This is a genomic window from Oceanibium sediminis, from assembly GCF_003265325.1.
GTDB lineage: Bacteria > Pseudomonadota > Alphaproteobacteria > Rhodobacterales > Rhodobacteraceae > Halovulum > Halovulum sediminis.
This window is the reverse complement of sequence record NZ_QGNX01000002.1, coordinates 481,419-494,376: the sequence shown is the minus strand read 5'-3', so window position 1 is coordinate 494,376 and position 12,958 is coordinate 481,419. Positions and strand designations below refer to the sequence as shown.

The following is a 12,958-nucleotide window of genomic DNA, read 5'->3' as shown; positions in this document are numbered from 1 at the left end:
CGGCAGAGACAAGGTGCGCCCCGGTACTATTTCAGCGCCAAGGCGCAAACAGGGGACAAAGACATGTCCGAAACACATACCTATCGCGCAATGGGCGAGCGCCGCTTCGGGCGGTTCAACGCGCTTGGCCTGCGCACGCTGGTGGAACGTGAGATCCGGCGATTCTCCAACGTGTGGCGTCAGACCCTTCTGGCGCCGGTGGCGACGGCGGCCCTGTTCATGACGGTCTTCAGCCTGGCGCTGACCGCCCGGCGGGGCGAGGCGAGCCCGGAGTTCATGGCCTTTCTTGCCCCCGGTATCCTGATGATGACGGTGATCCAGAACGCCTTCGCGAACACCTCTTCCTCGCTGCTGGTGAGCAAGGTGCAGGGCAATATCGTGGATACGCTGATGCCGCCGCTCAGTGCGGCGGAGCTGACCGCGGGCTACGTGATCGGCGGTGTGGCGCGCGGGCTGTTCGTGGCGTTTGGCGTCGCGCTGGTGATCTTCCCGGTGATCGGACTCGGCATCTCACATCCGATCTGGGCGCTGGCCTTCATCATTGCCGGGGCGACGCTGATGGCCACGCTTGGCGTGATGGCGGCGACTATTGCGCAGAAGTTCGACCACATGTCCGCGATCACGAACTTCGTGGTGACGCCGCTCAGCTTCCTGTCCGGCACGTTTTACTCGATCACGATCCTGCCGGGATGGATGCAGATGATCAGCCACCTGAACCCGTTTTTCTACATGATCGACGGAATCCGTTACGGCGTGATCGGCCAGTCCGATGCCAACCCAGTCCTCGGAATCCTGTTCGTGGCCGCGGTCGATGCGGTGCTTCTGGGCATAACCTGGTACTGGTTCCGCACCGGCTACAAGCTGAAACCCTGAGGTTACTCGTTGCAGACCACGGTGAGATCGACCTCGTCCGAGCCACCGCCGACGAAGCTCATCGTGATGGCGTAGGTCAGGGTGTTGCCGTCAATCACGGCGGTGGTGTCGGTCAGGCCCACCTGGGAGTTCCCCGCCAGCAGGGTCAGCGCGATCGAGCCCGACGGGTCGGCGGTGATGTCCGCCATGACCCCGTCGCCGTTCAGGTCCTGCATGTTGCCGCCCGGGTCGGTCTGCACGACCACGCCGCCGCCGGCGCTGAAGCCGCTGCACACCACGTCGGCGCTGAAGCTGCTGCCAGAGGAGGAGCCGCTGATCGTCCCGTTGTATTCGGGGGGCGGGGGGGCTGGCGCTGCGCTGCCTTCCGCCGGGGCCGCCTCGCCCTCGGTTTCCGTCGCTGTCTGGCTGAGCAGGGGCGCTGCGAGCAGGACAAGCAGCGCGGTGGCCGGGATCAGGGGGCGATGCATGGCAGGCTCCGTATCTTTGTTATGTCTTTTGAAAAGGATTAGCTGATTCGTTGTCGCCTGCCCACTGGCCTTGCAGTCGAGCGCCTATTGATTGACTTATCGGGCATTTTGCCTAAACAGGAATTTCGCCCGGTGCCATCAGAGCGACCGGGCTTTTTCATTCCTGGCTTCCCTTGAAAAGGAGAATTCGTCGTGATTTCGCCCGTAATGCCAACATATGCACGGGCACCGCTTTCCTTCGTGGAAGGCGAGGGCCCCTGGCTGAAAACCGATTCCGGAGAGACTTATCTGGACATGGGGGCCGGCATTGCCGTGTCCGCCCTTGGCCATGCGCATCCCCGGCTCGTTGCAGCGCTGGAAGGGCAGGCACGACGACTTTGGCACACCTCCAACCTGTACCAGATCCCCAACCAGGAGGACCTGGCGCGGTTGCTGGTGGACCACACCTTCGCGGACACGGTGTTCTTCACGAACTCCGGCACCGAGGCGATGGAATGCGCGGTGAAGATGGCGCGCAAGTATTTCAGCGCCAAGGGCCAGCCGGAGCGTTACCGGATGGTGACCTTCTCGGGCTCGTTCCACGGGCGCACGCTGGGCATGATCTCGGCCGCCGGTTCGGAAAAGCTGGTGAAGGGCTTCGGCCCGATGCTGGAGGGGTTCGACCACGTCCCCTTCGGCGATCACGAGGCGCTGAAGGCGGCGATCGGCCCCGAAACCGCGGCGATCATCATCGAGCCGGTGCTGGGCGAGGGGGGCATCAAGCCCGTGCCGAAACAGTGCATGCAGGGCCTGCGCGACCTGTGTGACGAGCATGGGCTCCTGCTGATCTGCGATGAAATCCAGTGCGGCATGGGCCGCACGGGCAAGCTGTTCGCCCATGAATGGTCCGGCATCACGCCCGACATCATGGCCGTGGCCAAGGGCATCGGCGGGGGCTTTCCGCTTGGCGCCTGCCTGGCGACGGAAGAAGCCGCGTCGGGCATGACGGCGGGCACCCATGGCACGACCTACGGCGGCAACCCGCTGGCCTGCGCCGTGGGCGCCGAGGTCATGCGCGTGATGCTGGAGGATGGGTTCCTTGACCGCGTCCGGCAGATCTCCGGGCGGATGCGCCAGGGGCTGGAGGGGCTTGTCGCCTCGCACCCGGATGTCTTCGAAAGCGTCCGGGGCGAGGGGCTGATGCTCGGGCTGGTGTGCAAGGCGCCGAACGCGGACGTCATCAACGCCGGCTATGCCGAGCACCTGCTGACGGTTCCGGCGGCGGAAAACGTGATCCGTATCCTGCCGCCGCTGAACCTGACCGATGCGGAGGTCGACGAAGCCCTGCACCGCCTGGACCGGGCGGCCACAAGGGTGGAGGCCGGGGCGTAAGCGCCCTGGTCACTTCCCATGGTGTGTCGCCCTTCCATGCTGACCTGCGGCGACACCCACCTGCAATTCCCCGCGCTACCGCTTGCGAGGGTGGTGGCACCGTCCTCGTCCTGAGATACGACCGGGCCACCCCCGGAGGAGAAAATTGATGCCGCATTTTCTGGATATCCACACGACCGACACCGACGACCTGACCACGATGATCGCCGAGGCGCGCCGGATGAAGGACGCCCGCGCCGGGCTGCCCAAGGGCACGCCGGATGCCGAGCAGCCGCTGAAGGACCACATGGTGGCGCTGATCTTCGAAAAACCCTCCACCCGGACCCGTGTCAGCTTTGACGTCGGTGTGCGCCAAATGGGCGGGCAGACCCTGGTCCTGACCGGCTCTGAAATGCAGCTCGGCCACGGCGAGACGATCGCCGACACCGCGCGCGTGCTCAGCCGCTACGTCGATCTGATCATGATCCGCACCTTTGACGAGGCGGTCCTGCATGAACTGGCGGAACATGCCTCCGTTCCGGTGATCAACGGTCTGACGGACCAGTCCCATCCCTGCCAGATCATGGCCGACATGCTGACGTTCGAGGAACATCGCGGCCCGATCCGGGGCAAGAAAGTGGTGTGGACGGGCGACGGCAACAATGTCTGCACCAGCTTCCTGCACGCGGCGGGGAAATTCGGCTTCGACCTGACCTTCACCGGCCCCGAAACGCTGGAGCCCGCGGCCTCGGCCATGGCTTTCGCGCGGGATGCCGGCAGCAAGGTCGTGATCGAACGCGACCCTGCGAAGGCCGTCGAGGGTGCGGACCTGATCGTCGCCGATACCTGGCTGTCGATGCATGACGCCCAGTCCGCCCGCGAGCGGCGGCACAACCAGCTGCGCCCCTACCAGGTGAACGAGGCGCTGATGCAGGCCAACGGCAACAAGGCGCTGTTCATGCACTGCCTGCCCGCCCACCGCGGTGAGGAAGTGACCAGCGCCGTGATGGACGGCCCGAATTCCGTGATCTTCGACGAGGCGGAAAACCGGTTGCACGCGCAAAAGGCCATCATGCGTTGGTGCCTTGGGCGTTAGGCATTTGTAAAGGAACGCATTTTAACAATATGCGTGGTGGCGCAGGCGGTCCGTTTTACCCGTTGGAAACGCATTTGGTCTAAACCCGTTCCGTAGGGCAACGTGGTGAAGGATCGGAACGTGTTTAGCCAGTCTAGATCGGAGCCTGTGGTCTCCGCCGCCGCGCCGGGGATCGCCGGGGACGAAACCGCCGCGCGCGCCATAGGCTTCGCACAGAAATACGGGACGCCCTTGTCCCCGCCGGTGTACGAGGTCTGGTATATCTATGCCGCCCGCACGAACCCGCTGATCAACGAGGCGCTGGATCATGCGATGAACACCGACCAGCAGATGACGGCGGATCTTCTGCTGACGCTGTTTCACGAGAATGTCTCGCCCCGCTCGACCAGCGACGATCTGGCCGCGATCGGCAACGACCTGACCAGCGCCATCGGCACCGTGACCGACGCCATGGACGAGAACATGCGCGAGCATTCGGTGTTTTCCGGCTCTCTGCGCAGCGCGCGGGCGAACCTTGTCCAGGGGTCCTCGAAACGCGAGATCACGGATGTCATCCGCGACCTGCACAAGGCGAACCAGCAGCACCTGCAGGCGGCCCAGCGTCTGAACGTGCAGCTCGAAAAAAGCCGGGCCCATGTCGCCAAGCTGAAAAGCGAACTGATCGAGGTCAAGCGCGCCTCCAACACCGACTACCTGACCGGCTTGCCGAACCGCCGGATGCTCGACGAGCATCTGGACAACGCCATCTTCCAGGTGCGCCAGAAGAAGCAGCCGCTGACCCTGCTCATGGGTTCGGTCGACGGGCTGGACGACGTGGCCCGACGCTGGGGCGTGTCCGCCGCCGACAACGTGGTGCAGCTGTTCGCCGAGCAACTGAGCAACGAGCTGCGCGCCGGTCACGTGGCCGCGCGGTTCGCGGGTTCCAAGTTCGCGGTGGTGCTGACCAACGTGAACGGGCAGGCCGCCTTCACCATCGCCGAACAGGTGCGCAAGCGGTTCAAGTCCATCGACTGGGTGTCGAAAACCACCGGCGAGCCGATCGGCGTTCTGTCCGTCTCGTTCGGGGGAATGGAACTGGCGGACGGCCAGACCCGCCATGCGCTGCTGGAAGGTGCCGACCAGCGCCTTGTCCGGGCCCAGCGTGAGGGGTGCGACCGCTCGGTCATCGAACCGGGCTGAGCCGCCCCGTGTTCCCGGCGCGCCGGCGGATCCCCCGCGGGGCCGGGCGTTGCGCAATGGCGCCAATTCCCGGACAGGAACGATTTCCGGTTAGGTTTTCCGTGGCAACGCGCTAGGTCCCCTCCTGAAATGATCGGAGGATAGAATGTCGCTTGTTGGAACCTACCTCGGCGCGTTGATCGCGTTCCTGGTGATCGATGCGGTCTGGCTGACGCTGGTGATGAAGCCCCTGTTCGACCGCCATGTCGGGGCAATGCTGCGCGAGAACATCCTGATCAGCGCCGCGGCCGGCTTCTACGTGCTTTACGTCGTGGGCATCCTTTATTTCTGTACGCTGCCGGCCTTGCGCGACGGGGCCATGTGGCAGGCGGCGCTGAACGGGGCGATCCTGGGGTTCCTCGCCTATGGCACCTACGAGTTCACCAACATGACCACGCTGAAGGGATGGCAATGGTCCATGGTGGCCACCGATACCGCCTGGGGCATGGCGCTGACCGGGGCGACGGCGGTGATCGGGGTTCTGATCGGCCGGGCGCTGGGCCTCGGGGCGGCGGGGTAGGGCTCAGATATCCTTGCCGGGATCCTCGATCAGGAAGGACCGCTCGCGCAGGAAGGGGTGCACCTTCAGCGCGGCGCGAAGGGCGTCCTGCGCCAGTTGCATCCGGCCCTGCGACATCAGGTTCAGCGCCCGGCCCGACAGCGCCCCAAAGTGATAGGGGTTCTGCTCCAGGACCTTCGCCAGATCCTCCAGCGAGCCATCGAAGTCATTGCGCAGGAAACGGGTGAAGGCGCGCTGGTTGTAGCCCTCGGGGTAGGCGGGGCAGTAGAGGATCAGCTGGTCGAACACGCGCTCGGATTCCTCCAGGTCGTAGGCCTCGCGCCGCTCCATCCCGTGATCGAGCAGGATCTGCGCCTTCTCGTCCGGCGCGGTCAGCCAGATCTGCCAGAGTTGGTTCGCGATGCGCTGGGCCGAAAGTTCGTTGGCCGCGCGCAGCAGCCGGGTGTGCAACTGCGCCCGCAGTTCCGAGGTGTCGGGCGACTCCGGGCAGACCGCCAGAGCGGGCGAGGCGAGAAGAAAGCTCAGGAGCAGGATCATCCGCATGGAATTCATCGTGCGCCGCGCCGCGCACAAGTCAAGCGGCGCGCAAGGCCGCCGCGATCACAATCCCGCGCTCGGCCCGATCAGGCCCCGGCGAACTGCTGCTCCCAGCCCTCACGCTGCTCGTCGGTGATCTTGGCGAAAAGCACGTCCGGCGTGGTGAAGGCGTGGCCCGGCTCCAAAATCGCCAGGGCCGCGCCGATATCCTCGGGCCAGGGCTGGCTATCGATCCCGAACGCGGCGCGCACGCGGGCCGAGAAATCGGGAATGAACGGCTCGGACAGGACCGCGTAGAGCGTGATCAGGTTCAGCGCAAACCGCACCGTCGCGGCGGCGGCGTCGGGATCCTGCTTGAACGCGGCCCAGGGGGCGGCGGCCTGCAGGTACTCGTTCCCCGCGACCCAGATCGCCCGCAGTTCGGCCGCGGATTTGCGCAGCTCATAGGCGTCCATATGCGCCTGGTAGGCGGCGACGCGCGTGGTCAGCTCAGCGATCAACGCCTCTTCCGCCGGGCCATAGGCGCCGCCCTCGGGCACCGCCTCGCCGAATTTCGAGCGGCAGAACTTCGTGACCCGGCTGACGAAATTGCCCAGCACATCGGCCAGGTCCTTGTTGACGCCTGCCTGGAACATTTCCCAGGTGAATTCGCTGTCCGAGGTTTCGGGCACATTGCTCATCAGCCACCAGCGCCAGTAGTCCGCCGGCAGGATCGCGAGCGCCTGGTCCTGGAACACCCCGCGCCCCTTGGAGGTGGAGAACTGCCCGCCTTGGTAGTTCAGGTAGTTGAACGACTTGATGTAGTCGACCAGCTTCCACGGCTCGCCCGATCCAAGGATCGTCGCCGGGAAGCTGAGGGTATGGAACGGCACGTTGTCCTTGCCCATGAACTGCAGGTAGGTGACATCCTCGGCGCCAAGGTCGGTCCGCCACCAGCGCTGCCACGCCGCATCGTCAAGCTCGTGCGCATCGGCCCATTCCGCCGTGGCCCCGATGTATTCGATCGGGGCATCGAACCAGACATAGAAGACCTTGCCCTCCATCCCCGGCCAGGGTGCGTCGCCCTTTTGCACGGGGATGCCCCAGTCCAGGTCGCGGGTGATGCCGCGGTCCTGCAAGCCATCCCCGTCCCGCAGCCACTTCTTGGCGATGGAGGTGGTCAGGATCGGCCAGTCGGCCTTTGTATCGATCCAGGCTTCCAGCTGCTTCGCCATGGCGGACTGGCGCAGGAACAGGTGTTTCGTCTCACGCACCTCAAGGTCGGTTGCGCCCGAAATGGCCGAGCGCGGCTCGATCAGGTCGGTCGGGTCGAGCTGCTTGGTGCAATTCTCGCACTGATCGCCGCGCGCGCTGTCATAGCCGCAGTTCGGGCAGGTGCCCTCGACATAGCGGTCCGGCAGGAAGCGCCCGTCCGTGGGAGAGTAGATCATCTTCTCCTCCACCTCGCGGATCAGCCCCGCCTCGGCCAGTTGCTTGGCGAAATGCTGCGTCAGCCGGCGGTTCCGCTCGGAGGAGGAGCGCCCGAAGTGATCGAACGACAGTCCGAACCCCTCGGCGAGGTCCTTCTGCACGGCCCACATCTCGGCGCAGTATTCGGCCACGGGCTTGCCCGCCTTGGCCGCCGCGATCTCCGCCGGGGTGCCATGTTCGTCGGTGGCGCAGATGTACATCACCTCGTGCCCCCGCGCGCGCAGGTAGCGGGCTGTCACATCCGACGGCAGCTGGGACCCGACGAGGTTGCCAAGGTGCTTGATGCCATTGATGTAGGGCAGGGCGGAGGTAATGAGATAGCGGGACATGATGGGGCCTTTGCCTGACGGGTCCGGCGACCCTTAGCCGAGTGCTGGATGGCGTTCAAGTGAGCGGATCGGACCGAACCGGGGTCCGGCGCGCGCGAAGCCGCGGGCAGGGGCCGATCACGCGAACCCGTTCGCCGCTCCACCTGCTCCGCCGGGGCCATACGCGCTGTTCGGCCACGGCTGAGAAAAACCGTTGCGTTTTGGGACGGCAGCCCCTAAATCGCGCGCATTGGAATCCCGCGCCGGTATGACGGCGCCAGATGCAAGGACGCAGGCGCATGGCAAAAGCAAAGTTTGAGCGTAACAAGCCGCACGTGAACATCGGCACGATCGGCCACGTTGACCACGGCAAGACGACGCTGACGGCGGCGATCACGAAGCAGTTCGGCGACTTCAAGGCGTACGACGAGATCGACGGCGCGCCGGAGGAGAAGGCTCGCGGGATCACCATCTCGACGGCGCACGTGGAGTACGAGACGGAAGCGCGTCACTACGCGCACGTCGACTGCCCCGGCCACGCGGACTACGTGAAGAACATGATCACCGGTGCCGCGCAGATGGACGGCGCGATCCTGGTGGTGAACGCCGCTGACGGCCCGATGCCGCAGACGCGCGAGCACATCCTGCTGGGCCGCCAGGTGGGTATCCCCGCCATGGTCGTGTTCCTGAACAAGGTCGACCAGGTGGACGACGAGGAACTGCTCGAGCTGGTGGAAATGGAAGTTCGCGAGCTTCTGAACGAATACGACTACCCGGGCGACGACATTCCGATCATCGCCGGCTCGGCCCTGGCCGCGCTGGAAGACCGCGATCCGGAAATCGGCGCGAACAAGATCGCCGAACTGATGGCCGCTGTTGACGCGTACATCCCGCAGCCCGAGCGTGCCGTGGACCAGCCGTTCCTGATGCCGATCGAGGACGTGTTCTCGATTTCGGGTCGCGGTACCGTTGTGACCGGTCGTATCGAGCGTGGCGTGATCAACGTCGGCGACGAGATCGAGATCGTGGGCATCAAGGACACCAAGAAGACGACCTGCACGGGCGTCGAGATGTTCCGCAAGCTGCTGGACCGCGGTGAAGCCGGTGACAACGTCGGCGTTCTGCTGCGCGGCATCGACCGTGACGGCGTTGAGCGTGGTCAGGTTCTGTGCAAGCCGAAGTCGGTGATGCCGCACACGAAGTTCGAAGCCGAGGTCTACATCCTGACCAAGGACGAAGGTGGCCGTCACACGCCGTTCTTCGCGAACTACCGTCCGCAGTTCTACTTCCGCACGACGGATGTGACCGGGACCGTTGAGCTGCCCGAGGGCACGGAAATGGTGATGCCGGGCGACAACCTGAAGTTCAACGTCGAGCTGATCGCGCCGATCGCGATGGAAGACAAACTGCGCTTCGCGATCCGCGAAGGCGGCCGGACCGTGGGTTCGGGCGTCGTTTCCAAGATCATCGAGTAAGCGGGACAACCAGGCCGGGGGCACATGCCCCGGTGCCAGGCCCGGCCTTCCTGGCAAAGCATCTGATGGGGCGCCCCGGCCGGGCGCCCCGTATGCGTTTCGCGCGCCCCTTTTTCGGGCTTCCTTCAGGTTGTGGGGTTAAGGCTCCGACAGGGCCTCGCGGAATGACGGGGCGGACAGAATGACGGGACTGGGCAGGATATGGTGACCATGAAGGACCAGGTGCAGATACACGGCGTCAGCCTGCCCACGGATCAGGGCGTTCTGACCGACCTGCTGCTGAGGGAGATCACCAGCGGCGTTTTCGAGCAGGAGGAGATTGCCGCGCTGAAGGCCGTCCTGCGCCCTGGCGACCGGGTCCTCGATATCGGCGGCGGCCTTGGCGTCACCTCCAGCTTCATTGCGGCGCGGCCCGGCATCCGCAGTGTCACGGTGGTCGAGCCGAACCCGAACACCCAGGCCTACCTGCGGGCCGTGCACGCGCTGAACAAGGTGACTGTCACGATCCTGGAAGGCGTGCTCAGCGCGGCGGCAACGCCGGGGGAGCGTGACTTCTACGTGCGGCCCCACGTCTTCGGCTCATCGCTCTTCGCGCGCGAGGATGGCAGCGGCCGGCGCGTCCGTGTGCGGGCCATCCCCCTGCGCGAGGTGCTGGCGGACCTGCGCCCCACGGTGATCAGCTGCGACATCGAGGGCGGAGAGATCGAGCTGTTCGCCGGAGCGGCCCTGCCGGGCGTGCGCGCCATCGTGATGGAGGTGCATCCGAGGATCACCGGGCGGCCCGCGATTCGCGACATGATGGCCCATTTGCGCGCCATCGGCTTTCGCCCGCAGCGCGCGCTGTCCTCGGCTGAGGTCAAGGTGCTCACGCGCCCGTTCTGGCGCCGCCGCGCCTGAGCCGGATTTGCGCTGCTGCCTGCGCGGTTTCGCTTGCATCGGCCCGTATGAGAAGCTAACACCGGCGCGGTCCTAGGGGTGTAGCTCAGTTGGTAGAGCATCGGTCTCCAAAACCGAGGGTCGTGGGTTCGAGTCCCCCCGCCCCTGCCAGGACCCTGGTGGCGCCTGCCGGTGACGCCGGCGGTGGTCACGATCCCCGGCGCGTGAATGTCCGATGGACTGGCCGTACTGGGGGGATGTGATGAGCGATAGTGGACCGCCACCGCGCCTTTCACCGCGTGATTTCTCTGTTCAACCGGCCGCGCTGAGCCCGGCGTATCGCAGCAGCCGCCTGCGCGCGCCCGAACGCAAGCTGGTCGCCCTTCCGGGCCAGCTGGGCGATCTGACCGGGCCCGCCTTCGGCCATGACCTGCCCGGCGCGGCGGACCACGACCTGATCCACAACTTCGCTGCCGCCGGCGCCTCGGCGCTTGGGCCGCGGATCATCGTGCACGGCACCCTGCGCGACGAGTCGGGGCGCCCGGTGCCCGATGCGCTGATCGAGGTGTGGCAGGCCAATGCCGGCGGGCGATACCGCCACAAGAATGACGCCTACCTCGCGCCGCTGGATCCGAACTTCGGCGGCTGCGGCCGGGTCATCACTGGGGCGGACGGCAGCTACAGTTTCCTGACCGTCGTGCCGGGCCCCTATCCCTGGCCCAACGGGGGCAATGACTGGCGGCCCGCGCATATCCATTTCTCGGTCTTCGGCACGGCGTTCGCGCAGCGGCTGATCACCCAGATGTATTTCGAGGGCGATCCCCATATCGCCCTTTGCCCCATCGTCAACGCGATCCCGGACAAGGGCGCGATCGACCGTCTGACCGCGCGGCTCGACATGGGGCGGACCGTACCGATGGACATGCGCGCCTATCGCTTCGATATCGTGCTGCGCGGGCCTGACGCCACGATGTTCGAGAACGGCACGGGGGGCTGAGGCATGAGCGACCGCCTGATCGAAAGCGCATCGCAGACCGCGGGTCCCTACGTGCATATCGGCTGCCTGCCGAGCTGGGCGGGGATCGACGGGATCTACCCCGAGGACCTGGGCGCGACGATCGCCGGACCCGGCGCCAGGGGCGAGCGGATCACGCTTAAGGGTCGGATCTTCGACGGCGCGGGCGAGCCGTTGCGAGACTCCATGGTGGAACTGTGGCAGGCCGACGCCGCGGGGCTGTACCAGAGCCCGGGCGAGTATCGCGGCGCGGCGGATCCCGATTTCCGCGGCTGGGGCAGGGCCGCCACCGATGCCGACACCGGGCTGTACCGTTTCGACACCATCCTGCCGGGCGCGGTGCGCAGCGGCGGCGTGACCCACGCGCCGCATGTCGCGCTCTGGATCGTTGCGCGGGGGATCAACCTTGGCCTGCATACCCGCGCCTATTTCGCCGGACTGCCCGAGAATGCCGCCGACCCGGTACTGACGCTGCCCGAGCTGGCGGGCAGGGTGGACACCCTGCTCGCGGTGCGCGACGGTGGGACCTGGACCTTCGATATCCACTTGCAAGGGGGGCGGGAGACCGTGTTCTTCGATGTCTGACGTGGCGGGCAAGCCCTGCATCCTGTGTTGCGCGATCACCGGCTCGGTCCCGACCAAAGCCGACAACCCCGCCGTGCCGATCACCGTGACGGAACAGGTCGAAAGCAGCCATGCGGCGGTGGAGGCGGGCGCGTCGATCATCCATGCCCATGTTCGCAACGACGATGGCACCCCCTCCAGCGACCCGGAACGTTTCGCCGCCCTGAAGGAGGGCCTGGAAAAGCACTGCCCCGGCGTGATCATCCAGTTCTCCACCGGCGGGCGCTCGGGCGCGGGGAAGGCGCGGGGCGGCATGCTGCCGCTGCGCCCGGACATGGCCTCGCTCTCGGTCGGGTCGAACAACTTCCCGACCCGCGTTTACGAGAACCCGCCCGACCTCGTCGCCTGGCTGTCGGAGGAGATGATCCGCCATCAGATCACGCCCGAGGTCGAGGCCTTCGACCTCAGCCACATCCTGCAGGCCATCCGCCTGAGCGAGGAGGGCAAGCTTTACGGCAAGCTCTACGTCCAGTTCGTCATGGGGGTGAAGAACGCCATGCCGGCCGATCGCGAGGTGTTCGACTTCTACGTGAAGTTGTTCCGCGCCCGCGCGCCGCAGGCCGAGTGGTGCGCCGCCGGCATCGGGGCAGCGCAGATCGCCGTCAACGAGTGGGCCATCGCCGCCGGCGGGCACACCCGCGCGGGGCTGGAGGACAACATCAGGCTGGACCGCGAAACGCTCGCCCCCTCCAACGCCGCGCTGATCGCACGGGCGGCGGAGCTCTGCGCGAAGTACGACCGGCCGGTGGCCAGCCCGCAGCAGGCGCGGCGCATCCTGGGCCTCGCCGGCTGACGGCCCTTGCGTTTTCGCGGCTAAGCGACTACCTCCGTCCCGTTCCCCCGAAGAAGAGTGGCGAAGATGGCAAAGACCAATCCCTTGCAGTTCATGCAGCAGGTACGCAACGAGACGTCGAAAGTCGTCTGGCCGACCCGGCGTGAGACGATGCTGACCACGGCGATGGTTTTCGTATTGTCCACGGTGTTTGCGATCTTCTTCTTTTTCGTGGATCAGATCATTCGCCTCGGGCTCGAAGCATACATTTCTTTGGCCTCCTGAGGTAAACGCCCTTGATCAATCGGGCCCCGGGCGGTAGGACGCGCGGGTTCCTCAGGATCAGTGGGCGTGCGG

At 65.9% G+C, this 12,958-nt stretch carries 14 protein-coding genes and 1 tRNA gene; 12 read left to right on the top strand and 3 right to left on the bottom strand.

Annotation, left to right across the window (positions count from 1 at the left end):
- Nucleotides 1–63 precede the first annotated feature (63 nt).
- Entirely contained in the window at nt 64–873 is an 810-nt protein-coding gene (locus tag DJ029_RS07840; protein WP_232823007.1) for an ABC transporter permease, read from the top strand.
- A 2-nt stretch (nt 874–875) separates the two neighbouring features.
- On the opposite strand, the gene DJ029_RS07835 is transcribed toward DJ029_RS07840, so the two are convergent.
- Nucleotides 876–1,340, bottom strand: coding sequence for a hypothetical protein (locus DJ029_RS07835; protein ID WP_112321786.1), 465 nt, complete (start codon nt 1,338–1,340; stop codon nt 876–878).
- 192 nt (nt 1,341–1,532) lie between these two features.
- Here DJ029_RS07835 and DJ029_RS07830 point away from each other — a divergent pair, with 192 nt between their 5' ends.
- The 4 genes from DJ029_RS07830 (at nt 1,533) to DJ029_RS07815 (ending at nt 5,524) form a co-directional block, all read left to right on the top strand.
- Nucleotides 1,533–2,711, top strand: a complete 1,179-nt coding sequence (locus DJ029_RS07830) for an aspartate aminotransferase family protein (protein WP_112321785.1) — start codon at nt 1,533–1,535, stop codon at nt 2,709–2,711.
- A gap of 148 nt (nt 2,712–2,859) precedes the next feature.
- Nucleotides 2,860–3,786: an ornithine carbamoyltransferase gene (gene argF, locus DJ029_RS07825; RefSeq protein ID WP_112321784.1), complete on the top strand. Its 927-nt coding sequence runs from the start codon at nt 2,860–2,862 to the stop codon at nt 3,784–3,786.
- Nucleotides 3,787–3,906: 120 nt separating this feature from the next.
- The gene (locus tag DJ029_RS07820; protein WP_157966297.1) at nt 3,907–4,965 is read left to right on the top strand and encodes a GGDEF domain-containing protein; all 1,059 of its coding nucleotides are present in this window, start codon (nt 3,907–3,909) and stop codon (nt 4,963–4,965) included.
- Between the two features lie 145 nt (nt 4,966–5,110).
- Nucleotides 5,111–5,524, top strand: a complete 414-nt coding sequence (locus DJ029_RS07815; protein ID WP_112321782.1) for a DUF2177 family protein — start codon at nt 5,111–5,113, stop codon at nt 5,522–5,524.
- A 3-nt stretch (nt 5,525–5,527) separates the two neighbouring features.
- Here the strand turns inward: DJ029_RS07815 and DJ029_RS07810 are convergent, their stop codons facing one another.
- Complete coding sequence (locus DJ029_RS07810; protein ID WP_232823006.1) at nt 5,528–6,061, bottom strand: tetratricopeptide repeat protein; 534 nt, start codon at nt 6,059–6,061, stop codon at nt 5,528–5,530.
- An 86-nt stretch (nt 6,062–6,147) separates the two neighbouring features.
- Nucleotides 6,148–7,860 (bottom strand): methionine--tRNA ligase, encoded by a 1,713-nt coding sequence (metG, locus tag DJ029_RS07805; protein WP_112321780.1) that lies wholly within the window; start codon nt 7,858–7,860, stop codon nt 6,148–6,150.
- Between the two features lie 278 nt (nt 7,861–8,138).
- Here metG and tuf point away from each other — a divergent pair, with 278 nt between their 5' ends.
- The 7 genes from tuf (at nt 8,139) to secE (ending at nt 12,886) form a co-directional block, all read left to right on the top strand.
- Complete coding sequence (gene tuf / locus DJ029_RS07800) at nt 8,139–9,314, top strand: elongation factor Tu (RefSeq protein ID WP_112321767.1); 1,176 nt, start codon at nt 8,139–8,141, stop codon at nt 9,312–9,314.
- 210 nt (nt 9,315–9,524) lie between these two features.
- Nucleotides 9,525–10,211 carry an FkbM family methyltransferase gene (locus tag DJ029_RS07795; RefSeq protein WP_157966296.1) on the top strand — a complete coding sequence of 229 codons (687 nt, stop codon included), beginning with the start codon at nt 9,525–9,527 and terminating at the stop codon, nt 10,209–10,211.
- Between the two features lie 74 nt (nt 10,212–10,285).
- A tRNA-Trp gene (locus DJ029_RS07790) sits at nt 10,286–10,361 on the top strand.
- A gap of 91 nt (nt 10,362–10,452) precedes the next feature.
- Nucleotides 10,453–11,187, top strand: a complete 735-nt coding sequence (gene pcaH, locus DJ029_RS07785; RefSeq protein ID WP_112322013.1) for a protocatechuate 3,4-dioxygenase subunit beta — start codon at nt 10,453–10,455, stop codon at nt 11,185–11,187.
- Nucleotides 11,188–11,190: 3 nt separating this feature from the next.
- Nucleotides 11,191–11,790 (top strand): protocatechuate 3,4-dioxygenase subunit alpha, encoded by a 600-nt coding sequence (gene pcaG, locus DJ029_RS07780; RefSeq protein WP_112321778.1) that lies wholly within the window; start codon nt 11,191–11,193, stop codon nt 11,788–11,790.
- Nucleotides 11,783–12,622, top strand: coding sequence for a 3-oxoadipate:acetyl-CoA acetyltransferase (locus DJ029_RS07775; RefSeq protein WP_112321777.1), 840 nt, complete (start codon nt 11,783–11,785; stop codon nt 12,620–12,622). The genes pcaG and DJ029_RS07775 overlap by 8 nt, the downstream gene beginning before the upstream one ends.
- Nucleotides 12,623–12,688: 66 nt before the next feature.
- Nucleotides 12,689–12,886, top strand: a complete 198-nt coding sequence (gene secE / locus DJ029_RS07770) for a preprotein translocase subunit SecE (RefSeq protein WP_112321776.1) — start codon at nt 12,689–12,691, stop codon at nt 12,884–12,886.
- Nucleotides 12,887–12,958: the final 72 nt, after the last annotated feature.

Excerpts from the sequence above, each read along its gene's own strand:
- DJ029_RS07840 (WP_232823007.1), top strand. The coding sequence starts at position 64 with ATGTCCGAAACACATACCTATCGCGCAATGGGCGAGCGCCGCTTCGGG.
- DJ029_RS07835 (WP_112321786.1), bottom strand. The coding sequence starts at position 1,340 with ATGCATCGCCCCCTGATCCCGGCCACCGCGCTGCTTGTCCTGCTCGCA.
- argF (WP_112321784.1), top strand. The coding sequence starts at position 2,860 with ATGCCGCATTTTCTGGATATCCACACGACCGACACCGACGACCTGACC.
- DJ029_RS07815 (WP_112321782.1), top strand. The coding sequence starts at position 5,111 with ATGTCGCTTGTTGGAACCTACCTCGGCGCGTTGATCGCGTTCCTGGTG.
- DJ029_RS07810 (WP_232823006.1), bottom strand. The coding sequence starts at position 6,061 with ATGATCCTGCTCCTGAGCTTTCTTCTCGCCTCGCCCGCTCTGGCGGTC.
- metG (WP_112321780.1), bottom strand. The coding sequence starts at position 7,860 with ATGTCCCGCTATCTCATTACCTCCGCCCTGCCCTACATCAATGGCATC.
- tuf (WP_112321767.1), top strand. The coding sequence starts at position 8,139 with ATGGCAAAAGCAAAGTTTGAGCGTAACAAGCCGCACGTGAACATCGGC.
- DJ029_RS07795 (WP_157966296.1), top strand. The coding sequence starts at position 9,525 with ATGAAGGACCAGGTGCAGATACACGGCGTCAGCCTGCCCACGGATCAG.
- pcaH (WP_112322013.1), top strand. The coding sequence starts at position 10,453 with ATGAGCGATAGTGGACCGCCACCGCGCCTTTCACCGCGTGATTTCTCT.
- pcaG (WP_112321778.1), top strand. The coding sequence starts at position 11,191 with ATGAGCGACCGCCTGATCGAAAGCGCATCGCAGACCGCGGGTCCCTAC.
- DJ029_RS07775 (WP_112321777.1), top strand. The coding sequence starts at position 11,783 with ATGTCTGACGTGGCGGGCAAGCCCTGCATCCTGTGTTGCGCGATCACC.
- secE (WP_112321776.1), top strand. The coding sequence starts at position 12,689 with ATGGCAAAGACCAATCCCTTGCAGTTCATGCAGCAGGTACGCAACGAG.